Raw genomic sequence first — 16,668 nt, 5'->3', positions numbered from 1 at the left:
CAAACCTTTATCGGCCGGGGACGGGACCTGGGTCCGGTGGTGACATCGGGTCTGCGTTGGCGTGGCTGCCCGCCTTGGGTCCGATGTCGGACACCTGCCACCTGTCGCCGGCCTTGTTGACGGTGACCTGCAACAAAATCAGCGACACCCGTGACTTCGGGTTCTGCAGATTGCGGGTGGTCTGCGCGGCCGATACCACAACCTGGTAAACCTGTCCCGCCTGCGCTACCGCGTCGGTGGCCAGTACCTCCCCGGATGAGGTGACCTGCGCTTGCGTCATGATGCCTTTGAGCAATTCGGTGGCGTTGACGTACTTGTCCTTGAGCGCCTGCGAGACGCCATCCTCCACCGCACGGAAGAACGCGTCGGGATCCTCGAAGCTGTAGGTGAGCGATTTCATCGCGTAGTCCCTGGCGAGCTGCGACGCGGTTTGGCGATCGGCTTCGCTGCGCCGCAGCGCCGTCAACTCCCCGGAGACGTTGCGGTATTCGTCGAATCCGAACCATCCGGCCGCGAGCAGCGCCAGAACCAGCAGCACCCATAGCCCACGCCGGCGGCGCGGAGCGCGCTGGGCGCCAACGTCGGGCGCCTCGGTGACGTCGTCAGTCTCGGTGACGTCGTCGGTCTCGGTGACGTCTTCGATCGTCTCCTCGATCAAGGTGTCATTGCTCATGGGTGTCCTTTCGGTACGGTGACGTGCACGCGGACGCCGCCTGCGTCGTTGAACGTCGACTCCCACACGTCGACGAAGTGTCCTGCGTCCACTTTGAATTCGCGCAGTGGTGCGGTGGCCGGTTCCAGCGCCGCGGCGAAGGTACTCAGCGGCCCGGACAGCATGTCGAGGTACCGCTGGAGGTTGGACACCAGGGTGGGGACCGGGGCGCCGGGGGCGAAGACGCCGTCACCGGTGTGCGCATATTCGTCGACCCTGCGGGTCAGATCCGCCAAGGCCGACACCGAACTGGGCAGCGCCGCACCGGTTCTGGTGAGTACTGACCCGACATCCTGGTTACTGATGCCGGTGGTCAGCATCGCGACGTTGCCGAACAGCGTGGTCAGCAGAAGTTTGTTGTCCCGCTCCATGTTCGCGGCCAGCCGTGCAGTGGTCGCCAGCGAGTCCAGGGCGGCGTCGTTGCCGGCGAAAGCCTGGGAGATGCTGCCGACGATGTTGTTCACGTAGCTCGGGTTGAGCACCGAAAGCAACGCATTGGCCTTGTTGAGCAAATCGCTGACGGTGACGGCCGCGGCGACCCGCTCCGCCGGGATGACGGTGTTGTCGGTGAAGTAGGGCGGCGCAACACGATTCGGCGTGAAGTCGATGTACTGCTCACCGACCAGGGAAAGATTCTGGATGCTGATGGCGCTGTCGGCCGGGACCGGATGCTGCCGGTCGATATCGATCGCAACCCGCAATCCACTGGGGGTGGTTTGAATTCCGGATACCTTGCCGATACGGATCCCCCGCATCGTCACCTGCGAGGTAGGCATCAATCCACCGGAGTTGTCCAGCAGCAGGGTGAGCCGGGTGGTCTGGCCGGTCGGTTCGACTTTGAGCACACCGAACGTCAGATAGGCAGCTCCGAGCAATGTCACCACCGCCAGGATGGCCGAGGTGATCGTCGCGTTGAACCTCATGGCAGCATCCCCATCGTCCGCAGTACCGAGATAGCTTCGTCCGCGCGCGTTCCGGGGTCGGTGGTGACGCTCAGTTTGGGACCGCCGTTGCTGTAGAACGGGATCAACTTGTCCCGCATCAATGCGACGAACTTCTCGGCGATGGCCGGCAAGGTGGTGTCGGCCGATGCGATGGTCCGTACCGTCGGGGTGATGTAGGACAGCATCCGCAGCAAGTCCGGAGTATTGGGGACCAGCAGTTCGCCGCCGTAACGGCCGAGATCCTGTGCGCAGACAAGGAGCTGGATGATGCCCGGTAGCACGGCGGCCATGCCCCGGAGCCTGGCGGGCCCCTCGTTGACCAGCCGGTCGAACGCCCACGTGTCGGCGAGCAGGCCTTCGCTCACAGTTGCGGTGCTGCTGAGGATCTCGTCGATCACCTCTTCGTTCGCCGCCAGGTCGTGCAGCATCCCGGCGAGCTTCTGCCGCATCCGGTCCAGCTCGGCCGGGTCCTTGGAGAACGCGTGGTTGAAGTTGACAACCGACTCTTGCAGGGTGTTCAGCGAGCCACCCGATACCAGGGTCGACACGGAGCGCAAAATGTCCTCGACGTTGTCCGCCGGAACGGTGTTGCGCAGCGCAATGGTGTCGCCGTCACGCAACCATGACGGCGCCGGGCTCTCCGAGGGCAGCAACGCGATGTAGATGTCGCCCAGCACCGTTGCCTGGCGCAACTCGGCGCGGATGTCACGCGGCAGCCTGACGGTGTTGTCGACGTCGACGTGGGCGACCGCCGTGTTGCCGACCAATTGGACCCGGTCCAGGACGCCCACCTGCACTCCACCCAAATCGACCTTGGCCCGGGCCGGCAGATTCAGCACGCTGGAGAACTCGATCTTGATGGAGTACTTGTCGATTGGCGTATACGCACCGGGTACCGGGAGCCGGGTCGGGTCCAGCGCACAGCCGGACAGCAGCCCGATCACCATCAGGGCAGGCAGGAAGCGCCGGATCATGAGACCGCCGCCCCCAGCAAGAGGTCGGTCAGGCCCAGCGAGACCGCGTCCGGGGACCTGTCCGGTGCACACGCCGCCTCGGCACCCGGTATGTTGTTCTGCCGCAAGGCATCACAGACCGTACGCGCTTGAGCGGGTGATATCGAAACCTGCGGCGGAAGGTAGGTGACGTTGTGGGTGCCCCAGGCCGGCTGGTACTGCGAAGCGATCCAGTTGGTCACGGGCGGCAACGCGTTGATGAATCCGACGATCTGCGGTGTGAACGCGGTGAGGACGTCCCGCAGCCACGGGATCAGCTTGTCGCCAATGTTGTTGTACGCCCGGGGGCCGAACCTGTTCAACGCATCGACCAGGAGCGGCAGCGAGTGCGCCAAGTAGCCCAGCGCCGACCCGAAGCCGGTCGACAGTCCCTCGATCATCCGCAGGCTCTCGGGCAGCGTCTGGATCACGGCGCTGAACGTGTCCCAGTGCTGCAGCAAGTCAGACGTGAGCACTTCGCTGTTCGCCAGCAGCCGGCGGGATTCGGCGTCGGCATTGCTGGGATCGCCGACGAGGGCCACCAGGTTGCGCAGCGTCTCGCCGAGTTGTGGGCCAGTGCCTGCCAGCGAGCTACTCAGCGCGGCCAGACTTTCGTTGATCGCGTGAGCCCCGGGCGCCTTCATCGGGTCCTGGCCCTCGCCTGAACCCAGGATGGTGCCGGCGAGTTTGTCGACGGCGGAGAAAGTTTGGCTGACACTGATCGGGGTTCGGGTTGACTCGAGCTTGATACATTGCGCGCCAGTCAGTTTCGGACCGGCAGCATACGGCTTGGTGAGTTCGACATGCCGGTCGGCGACGACCGACTGAGAATAGCTCAGCGCCCCCACATCGGCCGGCAACACGAGGTCGTTCGGCACACTGAAGTCGACCCGGACATGGTCGGCCTCGTTGGTGATCGCGGTCACGGCGCCCACGTCGATGCCCAGCAACTGCACCTTGTTGCCCGGGTACAGGCCGACGGCGTCACGGAATTCCGCACACAGTGTCCAGGAAGTGCCGAAGTCGGGTGCCATCAGCTTGGCTCCCGTCGCCACCGTGGCAACCACACCCGCCGCGGACACGGCTATCAGTATTGGCCTCTTCATTTCAGCACTGCTTCACCATGTTCGGCAGACAGATCGTCGGCGCATTGCGCCGGTCCACGACGACACCGTTCCCGCGCAGCATGGGCAGCAACACGTTGATGATCTGACCGAGGCCCTCGCTGGCCTTGCCCACCCGCTCGGGATGGGCTACCAGCGCCGAGACGATGTCGTCGATGCCGTTGATCGACGGTGCGAGCTCGCGGTTGTAGAACACCATGACTCGGTCGATGATGCGGGTCAGTTCGGCCAGCAGCGTGAAGAACTCGATGATGTCAACGGATTTCGAGGTGTAGCGCTGCCCAACCAACGCGAACTGTTCCAGCAACGCCGTGAGTTGGTGACGGCCGGCCGCGAGCGCGCTACCGGCATGGTCGACGAAGTCCACGCCGCGGTGGAAGTCGCCGCTCATCTTGCTCAGCGATCGGGTCAACTCGTTGGCGGACTGCATGATTTCGCGCAGCGCATTGGGGTACTTGTTGGTCGCGTCGGCCAGTTCGGTGAAGGTGTCGTGAATGACTTGGCCGTTGACATCCCGCAGGAACGGGGTCACCGCCTGGATGATGTCGTTGCCTTCGAACGGGACCTTCACCCGGTGCGGGGGAATTCCGTTACGGCCCAGTGGTGCGCCGCCCTGCGGGTCCAGTGCGAGGTAGTGTCCGCCCAGCGGTGTCAGCAGCCTGATGTCCAAAGTTGACTCGGACCCGATCAGCAGCGACCGTTTGACACTGAACTTCAACTCGACCAGCGTCCGGTCAAGCCGCACACTGGTGACCTTTCCGACCGGGACACCGGCAATCCGAACCTCGTCGCCGGTCCGCGCGCCGCCGGAGGTGGTGGCGTGGGCCGTGTAGTCGGCCTGCCCGGTGGGATTGACATAGGCCAGCCCGGTCGTGGCCAACGCGACCGCGATCGCCAATACACCGACGATCCCGAGCCGGCGACTGCGCGTCGCTTCGTCGCGGTCGTGCAGCATCCGCCGGCTGCGCAACCTGAACCTGGTCACCGGCACATCACCAAACCCTGTTGGGCAAATGACACTTCGCCGATTCCAGGCAGGTGCAACTCACCGTTGGAGCAGGTGAACGCGGGGCGTTCGTCGTCGACCAGAGAATCCCGCAAGCCCTGAATCAGCGTCGGGGTCAGCGACAGGCCGGCGATGACGGTCGGCGTCTGCGGGAACAACCTGGTGGTCAGGCCGTATAGCGGAGAAGTCGAAGCGTCGAAACCTTGTTCCGCGGTTCGCAATACCTGAACCAGGCTGCGCAACATCGGCAGCTCGATGTCGATGGAGGTGCGGAACTGCTCGGCCCGGGACGTGAAGGTGTTCAGGGCGTCGGTCAGCGCATCGATGAGGTGGAACAGCTGTTGGGACTTACCGCCCAGGTCCTGGGAAAGCGCGCTGAGATTGCGCAGCAGCACGGTAATGACGGCCTGGCGGTTGACGGCGTATTTGGAGATGGCGTCGAGGTCTCGCAGTACCGGCCCGATCCCGCTGTCGTCACCCTGGATCAGGCGGAGCAGATTCTCGCCGAACTGGTTGAGTTGCGCGGCATCAAGTGTCTGGAACACCGGACGGAACCCGTTGAACAGTCGAGTGATGTCGAAAGACGGCACGGTCTGCCCGAGCGGGATGGCTGCGCCGGTGGGCAGTCTGTCACCCGCGGCGGGCGGCTGGACCAGCTCGACATAGCGCTGGCCCAGCAGGTTCTGGTAGCGCACCGCGGCAATGGTGTTGCGATACAACGGGTGTGTGTTCAGGGCGGTGAAGTCGACTTTCGCGGTGCGGCCTTCGAGAAGAATGGCCTCGACCTTGCCGACCTGCACGCCCGAGATCCGCACGTCGTTGCCCACGTCGAGACCCGATACGTCGGTGAACGTCGCGGTGTAGTGCGAAACCGGACCGCTGACCGGACTGCGTAAGGCGGTGAGGAGCAGGATCGCGCATACCACCGCTATCGCGGTGAATGCCATCAACCAAAACAGCGGTTTGCCAAGCTGTCTCATTGAGGTGCTCCGGCGTCCAGCGTCACCTCGGTGCGCAGCTGCACTCGGCCGTCGACCACCGTGAGCGCACCGTCGGCGCGGTCGAGTAGTCCGGAGAGCCGGTCATAGGCCGGCGCCAGGCTGCCGGCGGCGAACGACGCCGGGATTCCGAGGTTCATGATCGCGTTGACCAACTGGATGACCCAGGGGTTGTTCCGGGCGGAGATCTGGCCGACATCCGTCAGCAGCTGACCGGTCTGCTGGAAAACGAGGTTGGTGCGGTCGACAGCACCGGGCGACACCAGCGGGGTCAGCCCGTCGAGCAGTCCGGTGGTCAAGCCGACGACGGGCAGCACGTCACGCAGCCCGCCCACAAACGATGCCAGCACCGAAAGTGATTGCGCCACCGGCATGGTGTCCGTATCAGCGACGATTCTGGCCAGGTCCGCACCGGCCCTGGCGACCGGCTCGACGATGCCGGCGTGCCGGCGCAGCACCTCGATCACATGCGCGAACTCAGGTGTATCGAAGCTGCGGCTCAACCGTTGCCCCTGGCGCAGCAGCCCGGTGATCGAGGCCGCCTGCACGTCGGCGGCCATCACCAAGGTTTGGTCTGATCGCAACGACGGCCCGGTGCCCGTGCTGACGAGTTCGACTGCGGCCGTGCCGAAGACATTCGACGATGTGAACCTGGCCTTGGTGTCGGTGGTCAGCGCGCGGGCCTGATTCGGGTCGAGCACCACGGTCATCTTCTGTTTGTTGTAGCCGACGGACTCCAGCGCCTTCACCGAACCGATGGCCAGACCGTGGAACTTGACCTCCGCCCCGGGTGCCAGGCCCTCGCCAATCGTATTGGCCACCAACGTCAATTTGAAGGTGTCGTCATAGGTGCCGTGTGCGGTCTCGTAGAGCACGCCGCCGGCCGCGACCAATGCGGCCGCGACGATCAAACCCCGAATGCGCAGGGCGCGAGAACTAGTCATCCGCTACCCCGACAGCCGCAGACCCGGATTGTTGCCCCAGAACACCAACGTCAGCACCATGTCGGCCACGACCACCGAGATCAGGCTGGCGCGGATCGCCCGCCCGGAAGCGTGCCCGACGCCTTCTGGGCCACCAGCGGCGTAGTAACCCTCGTAGCAGTGGATCGCCACGATCAGCAGCACGAAGATGCTTGCCTTGACGATCGAGAGCAGCACGTCGGACGGCTGGATGAACGGGTCGAAGTAGTGGCCGTAGGTGCCCGACGACTGCCGGTGCACCACATTGACCACCAGCGCGCAACACAGGTAGCTGAGCACCAACGCCAGCAGGTAGAGCGGGACGATGGTGATCACGCTGGCGATCACCCGTGGGGTCACCACGTACGGAATCGACTGAATCCCCTGCACCTCAAGGGCATCGATCTCCTCGGAGATACGCATGGCGCCGAGCTCGGCGGTCATCCGGGTGCCGGCCTGGGCCCCGAATCCGATCGCGGCGATCATCGGCGCCATTTCGCGGGTGTTGGCGTAGGCGGAGATGAATCCGGTGAGCGGTCCCATGCCGACCATGTCCAGGGCGGCATACCCTTCGATTCCGACCGACGCCCCGATCGCGGCGCCCATGAAAACCAGCACGCCGACCGTTCCGCCACCGACGATGAGTGACCCACTCCCCCAGACCATGTCGACCAGGATGGTGCCGGTATGGCGCCGGTACCTGGCGAATGTCCGCGGTACCGCGCCAAGCATCTGGACGACGAATGTCGCCTGATGGCCGAGGCGCTCGAAGAACGACAGGCCGCGGTGGCCCAGTGACATCGGCAACCGGACGGCGGTGGCCAGTCCGTGCGGTAGGTAGCGCGACGGTCGCGCGGTGAACCCGGTCATCAGCCGACCCTGGTCGGCATGAACATGGTGACGAACTGCGTGATCACCAGGTTGAGCAGGAATACCGTGACCACGCCCAGCACCACCGAGGCGTTGACGGCGTCGGCGACACCGCGTGGGCCGCCTCGGGCCTCCAGCCCGCGCTGGCAGGCGATCAAGGTGACGATCACACCGAACAGCCAGGTCTTGAGCAGGGCCACCACGAGATCTGTTGTCGTGGCAAACGATCCGAAGGAGGCGATGTAGCTGCCCGGGGTGCCGGACTGATAGCCGACGTTGATCACGTAGCCGGCGGACAGCCCCATGAAGATGATGAAGACGCACAGCAGCGGCGCCACCAGGACCATCGCCGCCAGCCGCGGCGTGACGAGGCGCTGCACCGGGTCGATACCCATCACCCGCAGGGCGTCCACCTCGTCGCGGATGTTCCGGGCGCCCAAGTCGGTGGTCACCGCGGCACCGGCGGCCCCACCCAGCAGCAGCGCGGCCACGATCGGCGCGGCCTGACGGATCACCCCGAGGCCGCCGGCCGCGCCGGAGATCGACGTCGCGCCCACTTGTTGGATGAGGCTGCCCACCTGGACGGCGACGATGACACCGAACGGGATGGAGATCAGCAGAGCCGGTATGGCGGTGACGCTGACGATGAACGCCGCCTGGTTGAGGGTGTCCCGCCACGGGTGGCGCAGCCGGACGAGGTCGGTGGCCAGGTAGATCGCCGACTGAGCGGCCAGTTCGAAGAAGCGGCCGAGGGTCTGCAGCGAACGGTCGGCCTTGCCCACCGCGCGGCGTCCCACTTTGACGACAGCCCCACCGGGCGCGCGGCGGGTGGTCTCGGGAGCCGACTGCCGAGGTGCCTGCAATTCCGCGGCTGTCGCCGACAAATCCGGCGCGGCAGACAAAAACGGCATGGCGGTCCCGATCAGTGAAGCTGGAAAGTGGTGAGTTCGCACAGTACAACACCGCAGATTATTAAAGCGAGACTTATCCGCCATTTTTTCATTGCTGACACCGGGTGCCGAATTCGTGATGTAAAGCAACTTTACGCTGACACGATTATCGCCATTGAATGCGGCGAACGTAAATCGCGGAGCGAATGTCGCGACAACTCTGGTAGCAGCGTGGTCGAGGGTTTAAGCTGCGCTACACATTCGACCGATTCGGAGGTTGCTGACATGGCGGAAATGGCTGCGCCTCTGGCGACACCGCCGCAAGCATTGGGCGGCGAGTACGACGTGGTGATCCTGGGTTCCGGGTACGGCGGCGCAATCACCGCCGCACGGCTCGGGGTCGCCAATGCGCGCGCGGGCGCCAAGCTGCGCATTGCGGTGCTCGAGCGCGGGTCGGAGCATCCGACGGGCAGCTTCCCCGAGACCGAGAAGGCGGCGGCGGCGCAGTTGCGATCGCCGTTCAACCCGCTGGGCCTGATCGAGGTCGAGCGGTTCAAGACCATCGATGTCATCCACGCCAACGGCCTCGGCGGCACCTCGTTGATCAACTTCAACGTGGCGATCGTGCCTGACCGGGAAGTCTTCCTGTCCTCGTGGCCGCGGGAGTTCCAACGGTCGGTGGACCAAGGCCCGTCCGTCGGAGGTCTGGAAACGTACTATGCGCGGGCCAAGCGGATGCTCGGTGCCGTGCCCTACGCCGAGAACGTGCCGCTGCGCCGGGTAGAGGCGTTCACGCAGATCGCCAAGAACGCCGGGGCCCAGCTGCAGCTGCTCGACATCACGGTCAGCACCGAGGATCGGGTCACCAAGTACGGCGTGCGGCGGCGGCGCTGCCCCAATCACGGCGGCGACGGCACCGGCGACAACACCGGTTCGAAGAACACGTTGATGACCAACTACCTGCCGATGGCCGCCCACTTCGGCGTGGAGTTGTTCGCCGGCATCGAGGCACAGCGCATCGAGCCGGCAGGCGACGGACGCTGGCGCGTGGTGACCCGGCGCACCGGTGACAAGGGCGCGGGCAAGGAGATCGCAGTCGTCGCGCGGCGGGTGGTGGTGTCGGCGGGGACGCTGGGCAGCAACGGGATCCTGCTGCGCTCAAGCCAGGCGGGATTGCCGTTGTCCACCCGGCTCGGCAAGAACTTCAGCGGCAACGGCGACAACTTCGGCATCGCCTACAACACCGACATGCGCACCGACACCCAGACCTGGGCGACCACCGATGGCCCGCCACGCTCACTGCTGGCCTGCGGCCCCAGCATCACGGCGGCGATGCGCTTCGGTGCCGACCAGTCTGACCTGCGAAAACGATTCACGGTTCAAGATCTCTCGCTGCCACGAGCGCTCGTCGACAGCTTTCGGTTCGGCCTGATGGGACTGGCGGCGGCCAGCCACCGCGACTACCGCAAGGCCAAGTTGGAGCGTTGGCGCCGCGACATCACGTTCAACACCGATGGGGCGATGAATCACTCGCTGGGCTTCTTGATCATGGTGCACGACAACTCCGACGGAGAGCTGGTGCTGCGCAAGAACGGCAGCGTGAAGATCGACTGGCCGGGTGCCCCGACCGAGCGGGTGTACAAGGACGTGGACGCCGTGATGCGCCCGGCCGTGGAGGCCATCGGCGGCACGTACATCAAGAACCCGCGCTGGGACAAGCGCTTCCTGGGCAAACACCTGATCACCGCTCACCCGATGGGTGGGTGCGTCACCGCCGACAACGTCGACGCCGGAGTGGTCGACCACGCCGGGCGGGTGTTCCGGCCCGACGGTGGCACCTACGACGGCCTGTACGTGTGCGACGCCTCGGTGATCCCGCGCGCCATCGGGGTCAACCCGTTCCTGACGATCTCGATGTTCGCCGAACGTGCCGCCGAACTGTTGCGCGAGGAACTGGACCTGCCCGGCTACGACCCGGCCGTCGAGGCTGACGACCGGGCCTGAGCCGGACGTCTAGGTGCGCAGCGCGAAAAAGCCGATCATCTCGTAGCGCCCCTTCGGCAGCCGGAACAGGATCTTGCCGAGATAGGTGCCCGGCACCACCTCGACCAGCTCGTCGCGGATGCTGCGGATGATGACGTACGGGTTCTCCTTGACGTCGGCATAGTCGATGACCAGGACCTGCACGTCCGGGTCCAGCTTGCCGGCGTCGTGATAGGTCTTGAAGTCGAAGGCGAGCTTGCCGTCGGCGGCGTCTTTCATCCGGTACAGCGGCCACAGCAGCTTCGACGGCAGGCGCGAGCTGGATGTCATCCGGTTGTCGCCGGCGCGACCCTCGGAGTCGAAGCGCTTCCCTTGCCACGGCATCCACAGGTTGGTGACGAACCGGACGGCCGCGTCGACAACCGGGTTGGTCGTGGTCATGACCAGGATCCCGTTCGTCGGACCGTCCAGGCTGGTCGGTACGGCGCCTTTGCTGAAGATCGCGTTGAGCTCGACCTCCGCGGCCGCCCCATCGGACTTAGCCCGCTCTTTCAGTTCGAGAATCCATTGCCAGGCTTCGTCGGACGCCTCGCGCTTGCGCAGTTCGGAAACCCGGGATTCGGCTGCTTCGATTGTCATTGCTTTGCCCTATCTGTGGTCGGTACCCCGGCACGGGGCCGTCACAGAGAAATTAAATGCAGTTATTGCAAAAAACAATGGCGATAATCGAGCGGGCAAAAGTCCAATTATTGGACATTTTCCGATGCACCAATGCTTTGTCGAATTTGTTTACATCGGCTCGCTAGAGCCAGGTGTCCTGGGTGGTCGTGGTGAGGAAGGCTTCCAGGTCGTCGCGCCACTGAGCGGGGGTGGTCTTGTCCGGCTCGATGCCGGTGTACTCGCCGCGGTAGAACAGCAACGGGCGCGGCTTGATCTTGGGCACCTCGGACAGCGAGTTGACCGCACCGAAGACGACGAAGTGGTCGCCACCGTCATGCACGGACGCGACCGTGCAGTCGATGTAGGCCAGTGATCCCTCGATGACGGGCGAACCGAGTTCCGATGGCTGCCAGTCGATTCCGGCGAACTTGTCGGGCTCCTTGGAGCCGAAGCGCGCGGAGACGTGTTTCTGGCTCTCGGTCAGCACGTTCACGCAGAACCGGCCGCTGGCCTCGATGGCTTTCCACGATCTCGAGACCTTGGTCGGGCAGAACAACACCAGTGGCGGGTCCAGCGACAGCGCGGCGAACGACTGGCAGGCGAAACCGATCGGCACGTCGTCGTGCACGGTGGTGATGATGGTGATGCCGGTGCAGAATTGGCCCAGCACGCTACGGAACGCGCGCGGATCGATCGGCGCAGCATTCATGGCTAGCTCTTGAAGCCGACCGAGAAGTCGTGGCCCCATAGGCTCACCGCGGTGCTTTCCCGGGCGATCCAGTCGTCGTCGGCGACTTTCCTTCCTTCGCAACCGAATTCGATGTCGAAGCCGCTCGGCGTTTTCATGTAGAAGGACAACATCAGGTCGTTGACGTGCCGGCCCAGGGTTGCCGACATCTTCACCTTCTTGCGCAGCGCCCGGTCCAGGCACAGCCCGACGTCGTCGGCGTTCTCCACCTCCACCATCAGGTGCACGATGCCACTGGGCGTCTGCCCGGGCATGAAGGCGAGGCTGTGGTGACGGGGGTTGCAGCCCAAAAAGCGCAGCCACACCGGCGCTCCATCGGCAGGCCGTCCAACAAGCTGCGGTGGCAGCCGCATCGAGTCACGCAGCTTGAAGCCCAACACATCCCGGTAAAAATGCAATGTCTCGGCGTCGTCGCGGGTGGTCAACACCACGTGGCCCAGACCCTGCTCACCGGTGACGAACGTGTGCCCATAGGGGCTCACCACCCGCCGGTGTTCCAGCGCGGCGCCGTGGAAGACCTCCAGGCAGTTGCCCGACGGGTCGGAGAACCGGATCATCTCGTCGACCCTGCGGTCGGCGAGTTCGGCGGCGGTGGCCTCCTTATACGGGGTGCCCTCGACGTCGAGCCGATTGCGAATCTCCTGCAGCCCTTCGGCATTCGCGCATTCCCAGCCGGCCTCGGCGAGCCGGTCGTGTTCACCCGGCACAATCACCAGACGTGCGGGGAAGTCGTCCATGCGCAGGTACAGCGCACCTTCGGTGGTGCCCTTCCCCTCGACCATGCCGAGGACCTTCAGGCCGTACTCGCGCCACGCAGCCATGTCGGTGGCCTCGATGCGTAGATAGCCCAGTGACCGGATGCTCATCTCGCACCTCCTAAGAAATCAATCGTGAGTCTGTTGAACTCGTCGAACTTCTCCACCTGGGCCCAATGTCCACACTGCCCGAAAACGTGCAATTGAGCCCGCGGGATGGTTTTCAGCGCAACCAGGGCGCCATCGAGCGGGTTGACCCGGTCTTCGCGACCCCAGATCAGCAGCACCGGCTGGCGCAGTTTGTACACCTCGCGCCACATCATGCCGAGCTCGAAGTCGGCCCCGGAGAACGACATTCCCATCGCGCGCGTAGCGGTTAGCGATTCCGGCGTGCTGGCCAGCTCGAACCGCTGGTCGATCAATTCCGGGGTGATCAGCTTCTGGTCGTAGACCATCACCCGAAGGAACGCTTCGAGATTTTCCCGGGTGGGCTCCATGGAAAACTTGCCGAGCCGCTTCACGCCCTCGGTCGGGTCGGGGGCGAACAGGTTGACACTCAGACCGCCCGGACCCATCAGCACCAAGCGGCCGGCCAGGTCGGGATAGTCCAGCGCGAAGCGCACCGCGGTGCCCCCGCCCAGCGAATTACCCACCAGCGGAATGCGTTTCAGACCGAGCTGGTCGAACAGGCCCTTGAGCGCCCTGGCCGCGTAGCGGTTGAACTGCCCGTGCTCGGCGCGTTTGTCGGAGTGCCCGTAGCCGGGCTGATCGACGGCCAGCACGTGGAAGCGCTCGGCCAGGACCGCGATGTTGCGGGAGAAGTTCGTCCAGCTCGACGCGCCGGGCCCGCCGCCGTGTAACAGCACCACCGTCGGCGCGTTGCCGATCCCCGCCTCGTGGTAGTGCAGCTTCAGCGGCCCATCGACATCGACCTCCGCATAACGCGAGGTGGACTCGAACGTTATCTCGTCGGTCGCGGTCATACCATCGTGTCGCCGGGCGGCAACCCGAACTCGTGGTTCCCGAAGATTTGGTAGGCCCGCTCGGGGTCGTTCGCCGCGTGCACCCGGCCGGCGTGCGCATCGCGCCAGAAGCGTTGCACCGGTTGATCGTTGCCCAGGGCGGTGGCGCCGGAAGCTTCGAAGAGCCGGTCGATCGACGCGATCGCCCGCCCGGTGGCACGCACCTGGTCGCGGCGGGCGCGGGCGCGCAGGTCGAACGGGATCTCCTTGCCGGCGGACAGCAGCGCGTACTCGTCGGCGACGTTGCCGCTCAACTGCCGCCACGCCGCGTCGATGTCACTGGCCGCTTCGGCGATGCGCACCTTGGCGAACGGGTCGTCCTTGGCTTTCTCACCGGCGAACGCCGCGCGCACCCGCTTGCCTTGATGCTCGACGTGCGCCTGATAGGCGCCGTAGGCCATCCCGACGATCGGCGCCGAGATTGTAGTGGGATGCATTGTGCCCCAAGGCATCTTGTACACCGGCGCGGTGTTGGTCTGATATCCGCCGGCGGTGCCGTCGTTCATCGCCTTGTAGGACAGGAACCGGTGCCGGGGCACGAACACGTCCTTGACGACGATCGTGTTGCTGCCGGTGCCACGCAGCCCCACCACGTGCCAGACGTCGTCGATGCGGTACTCGCTGCGCGGGATCAGGAAGCTGCCGAAGTCGACCGGCCGGCCGTCTTTGATGACTGGTCCGCCCAGGAATGCCCAGGACGCGTGGTCACACCCCGATGACCAGTTCCACGAGCCGTTGACCAGGTAGCCGCCGTCGACCACGACGCCGGCACCCATCGGGGCGTACGACGACGAGATCCGCGTCCTGGGGTCGTCGCCCCAGACCTCTTCCTGCGCCTGCTGGTCGAACAACGCCAGGTGCCAGTTGTGCACGCCGATGATGGAGCTGACCCAGCCGGTGGAGCCGCACGCGCTAGCCAGCCGCCGGGTCGCCTCGTAGAACAGGGCCGGGTCGCATTGCAGCCCGCCCCACTGCTCAGGCTGCAGCAGGGTGAAGAAACCAACCTCGTCCAGTTCCTGGACCGTCTCGTCGAGCAACCGGCGCCGGTCTTCCGTCGCCTGGGCGCGCTCCCGAATCCGTGGCAGCAGATCGTCGATGGCGGTGAGGACCGACTGCGCGTCACGTTGTTGAATGGACGTCACTTACGTTTGCCTCCTGGGAGAGCGGACATAGACAAAAGACTAGAACACGTTCCGATTTGTGTCGAGCAGGGTATTCCTGCGGCTGGTAGCGGTACTAAACGGGTTTTCTATAACATGTTCTAGTTCAGACGGAAGGAAGGGCAGGTCGTGACAGCGGATACTTCCGGGGGCGTCCCCGACGAGCCGCTCGGCGATCACGTCCTAGAGCTGCAGATCGCCGAAGTGGTCGCCGAAACCGATGACGCGCGGTCGCTGGTGTTCACCGTCCCGGACGGCGCCGGAGACCCCGAGCTCCCGCCGGGGCGGCTGCGGTATGCGCCCGGCCAGTTCCTGACGCTGCGCATCCCCAGCGACCGCACCGGCTCGGTCGCCCGCTGCTACTCGTTGTGCAGCTCGCCGTACACCGACGAGGCGCTGACGGTCACCGTCAAGCGAACCGCGGACGGGTACGGGTCCAATTGGCTGTGTGACAACGCGCACCAGGGCATGCGGATCCATGTGCTGGCCCCGTCGGGCACCTTCGTGCCCAAGACGCTGGACGACGATTTCCTGTTGCTGGCGGCCGGCAGTGGGATCACCCCGATCATGTCGATCTGCAAGTCGGCGCTGATCGAAGGCAGTGGGCAGGTGACGCTCGTCTACGCCAACCGGGACGACCGCTCGGTGATTTTCGGTGACGCCCTGCAGGAGTTGGCGACCAAGTACCCGGACCGGCTGACCGTGGTGCACTGGCTGGAATCGCTGCAGGGACTGCCCAGCGCGGCCGCGTTGGCCAAGCTGGCCGGGCCGTTCACCGACCGGCCCGCCTACATCTGTGGGCCCGGGCCGTTCATGGAGGCGGCGCGCCAAGCCCTGGAAGCCCTCAAGGTGCCGGCCGGTCAGATACACATCGAGGTGTTCAAGTCGCTGGAGTCCGATCCGTTCGCGGCGGTCAAGGTCGAGCAGACGGGCGACGAGCCGCCAGCCACCGCGGTGGTGGAGCTGGACGGCGAAACCCACACCGTCTCCTGGCCGCGCAGCGCCAAGCTGCTCGATGTGCTGCTGGCCAAGGGCCTCGACGCGCCCTTCTCCTGCCGGGAGGGCCACTGCGGCGCGTGCGCCTGCACCCTGCGCAGCGGCAAAGTCTCGATGGAGGTCAACGACGTGCTGGAGCAAGAAGACCTAGACGAGGGGCTAATTTTGGCCTGTCAATCTCACCCGGAATCTGATTCGGTAGAAGTCACCTACGACGAGTAGGCACAGGAGTCACCCCGGGAAGGGACAACAGGATGAAACGGCTGTTACCGGGTCTCGCGCTGGTCGGGCTCATGGTGGCGTTCTTGCCCAGCCCCATCGCGGCCGCCGGCGACAACATGGCCACCACGCTGTTCCCGGTGGACGAGGCGAACCAGCTCGAGACTCACTCCTACGTCAACTGCCACGGTGGCGGCACCTGTGACTTCGTTGCGGGTGCCAACCTGCGCACGCCCGACGGCCCGGCGGGTTTCCCGCCCGGACTGTGGGCCCGGCAGACCACCGAGATCCGGTCCAACAACCGACTGGCGTATCTGGACGCGCACGCCACCAGCCAGTTCGAGCGGGTGTTCAAAGAGGGTGGGACCGACACGATCACCACCCAGTACTTCGGTGAAGGCCCGCCGGACAAGTATCAGACCACCGGCGTCATCAACTCGACGAGCTGGTCGACGGGCCAGCCGATGGGCAACGCGATGGTGTTCGTGTGCACCCACATGCAGGTGGTCTATTCGGGCGTGAACCTGACCTCGCCCAGTACCTGCGCACAGACGCAGATCACCTAGGGTTCGAGCGGGTGCGGCTGCGCCCCACCGAGATTGAAAATCCGCAGCGAAGTGCGAGTAG

The 16,668-nt window shown here is 65.0% G+C and carries 17 protein-coding genes; 3 read left to right on the top strand and 14 right to left on the bottom strand.

What is annotated here, in order from left to right:
• Positions 1-7: 7 nt before the first annotated feature.
• From A5645_RS15275 to A5645_RS15235, 9 genes are read right to left on the bottom strand one after another with little or no spacing between them, the layout of a single operon-like run.
• The gene (locus tag A5645_RS15275; RefSeq protein ID WP_065130116.1) at positions 8-673 is read right to left on the bottom strand and encodes a hypothetical protein; all 666 of its coding nucleotides are present in this window, start codon (positions 671-673) and stop codon (positions 8-10) included.
• Positions 670-1,635 carry an MlaD family protein gene (locus A5645_RS15270; protein WP_065130115.1) on the bottom strand — a complete coding sequence of 322 codons (966 nt, stop codon included), beginning with the start codon at positions 1,633-1,635 and terminating at the stop codon, positions 670-672. Before A5645_RS15270 ends, A5645_RS15275 begins: the two co-directional genes overlap by 4 nt.
• Positions 1,632-2,630, bottom strand: coding sequence for an MlaD family protein (locus A5645_RS15265; RefSeq protein WP_065035264.1), 999 nt, complete (start codon positions 2,628-2,630; stop codon positions 1,632-1,634). The genes A5645_RS15270 and A5645_RS15265 overlap by 4 nt, the downstream gene beginning before the upstream one ends.
• On the bottom strand, positions 2,627-3,754 hold the full coding sequence (locus A5645_RS15260; RefSeq protein ID WP_065130114.1) for an MlaD family protein: 1,128 nt from the start codon (positions 3,752-3,754) through the stop codon (positions 2,627-2,629). Before A5645_RS15260 ends, A5645_RS15265 begins: the two co-directional genes overlap by 4 nt.
• A gap of 1 nt (position 3,755) precedes the next feature.
• Positions 3,756-4,757 carry an MlaD family protein gene (locus A5645_RS15255; RefSeq protein ID WP_253867009.1) on the bottom strand — a complete coding sequence of 334 codons (1,002 nt, stop codon included), beginning with the start codon at positions 4,755-4,757 and terminating at the stop codon, positions 3,756-3,758.
• On the bottom strand, positions 4,754-5,758 hold the full coding sequence (locus A5645_RS15250; RefSeq protein ID WP_065130113.1) for an MlaD family protein: 1,005 nt from the start codon (positions 5,756-5,758) through the stop codon (positions 4,754-4,756). The genes A5645_RS15255 and A5645_RS15250 overlap by 4 nt, the downstream gene beginning before the upstream one ends.
• Positions 5,755-6,720 carry an MlaD family protein gene (locus tag A5645_RS15245; protein ID WP_065130112.1) on the bottom strand — a complete coding sequence of 322 codons (966 nt, stop codon included), beginning with the start codon at positions 6,718-6,720 and terminating at the stop codon, positions 5,755-5,757. Before A5645_RS15245 ends, A5645_RS15250 begins: the two co-directional genes overlap by 4 nt.
• A gap of 3 nt (positions 6,721-6,723) precedes the next feature.
• The gene (locus A5645_RS15240) at positions 6,724-7,608 is read right to left on the bottom strand and encodes an MlaE family ABC transporter permease (RefSeq protein WP_065130111.1); all 885 of its coding nucleotides are present in this window, start codon (positions 7,606-7,608) and stop codon (positions 6,724-6,726) included.
• Entirely contained in the window at positions 7,608-8,519 is a 912-nt protein-coding gene (locus A5645_RS15235) for an MlaE family ABC transporter permease (protein ID WP_081288366.1), read from the bottom strand. The genes A5645_RS15240 and A5645_RS15235 overlap by 1 nt, the downstream gene beginning before the upstream one ends.
• Before the next feature lie 264 nt (positions 8,520-8,783).
• Here A5645_RS15235 and A5645_RS15230 point away from each other — a divergent pair, with 264 nt between their 5' ends.
• The gene (locus tag A5645_RS15230; RefSeq protein ID WP_065130110.1) at positions 8,784-10,502 is read left to right on the top strand and encodes a GMC oxidoreductase; all 1,719 of its coding nucleotides are present in this window, start codon (positions 8,784-8,786) and stop codon (positions 10,500-10,502) included.
• 9 nt (positions 10,503-10,511) lie between these two features.
• Here the strand turns inward: A5645_RS15230 and A5645_RS15225 are convergent, their stop codons facing one another.
• The 5 genes from A5645_RS15225 to hsaA all read right to left on the bottom strand — a co-directional run bounded on the left by A5645_RS15225 (position 10,512) and on the right by hsaA (position 14,808).
• Entirely contained in the window at positions 10,512-11,120 is a 609-nt protein-coding gene (locus tag A5645_RS15225; RefSeq protein WP_065130109.1) for a hypothetical protein, read from the bottom strand.
• Positions 11,121-11,283: 163 nt separating this feature from the next.
• Positions 11,284-11,850, bottom strand: coding sequence for a 3-hydroxy-9,10-secoandrosta-1,3,5(10)-triene-9,17-dione monooxygenase reductase subunit (hsaB, locus tag A5645_RS15220; RefSeq protein WP_065038493.1), 567 nt, complete (start codon positions 11,848-11,850; stop codon positions 11,284-11,286).
• Between the two features lie 2 nt (positions 11,851-11,852).
• Entirely contained in the window at positions 11,853-12,755 is a 903-nt protein-coding gene (gene hsaC, locus A5645_RS15215; protein WP_065130108.1) for an iron-dependent extradiol dioxygenase HsaC, read from the bottom strand.
• Entirely contained in the window at positions 12,752-13,627 is an 876-nt protein-coding gene (gene hsaD / locus A5645_RS15210; RefSeq protein WP_065130107.1) for a 4,5:9,10-diseco-3-hydroxy-5,9,17-trioxoandrosta-1(10),2-diene-4-oate hydrolase, read from the bottom strand. The genes hsaC and hsaD overlap by 4 nt, the downstream gene beginning before the upstream one ends.
• Positions 13,624-14,808: a 3-hydroxy-9,10-secoandrosta-1,3,5(10)-triene-9,17-dione monooxygenase oxygenase subunit gene (gene hsaA, locus A5645_RS15205; protein WP_065038490.1), complete on the bottom strand. Its 1,185-nt coding sequence runs from the start codon at positions 14,806-14,808 to the stop codon at positions 13,624-13,626. Before hsaA ends, hsaD begins: the two co-directional genes overlap by 4 nt.
• 147 nt (positions 14,809-14,955) lie before the next feature.
• Here hsaA and A5645_RS15200 point away from each other — a divergent pair, with 147 nt between their 5' ends.
• On the top strand, positions 14,956-16,044 hold the full coding sequence (locus A5645_RS15200) for a ferredoxin--NADP reductase (RefSeq protein ID WP_065130106.1): 1,089 nt from the start codon (positions 14,956-14,958) through the stop codon (positions 16,042-16,044).
• Positions 16,045-16,076: 32 nt separating this feature from the next.
• On the top strand, positions 16,077-16,607 hold the full coding sequence (locus A5645_RS15195) for a hypothetical protein (RefSeq protein WP_065130105.1): 531 nt from the start codon (positions 16,077-16,079) through the stop codon (positions 16,605-16,607).
• Positions 16,608-16,668: the final 61 nt, after the last annotated feature.

The organism is Mycobacterium asiaticum, assembly GCF_001673635.1.
Classification (GTDB): domain Bacteria; phylum Actinomycetota; class Actinomycetes; order Mycobacteriales; family Mycobacteriaceae; genus Mycobacterium; species Mycobacterium asiaticum_C.
This window is presented reverse-complemented; position numbering and strand designations above follow the sequence as displayed.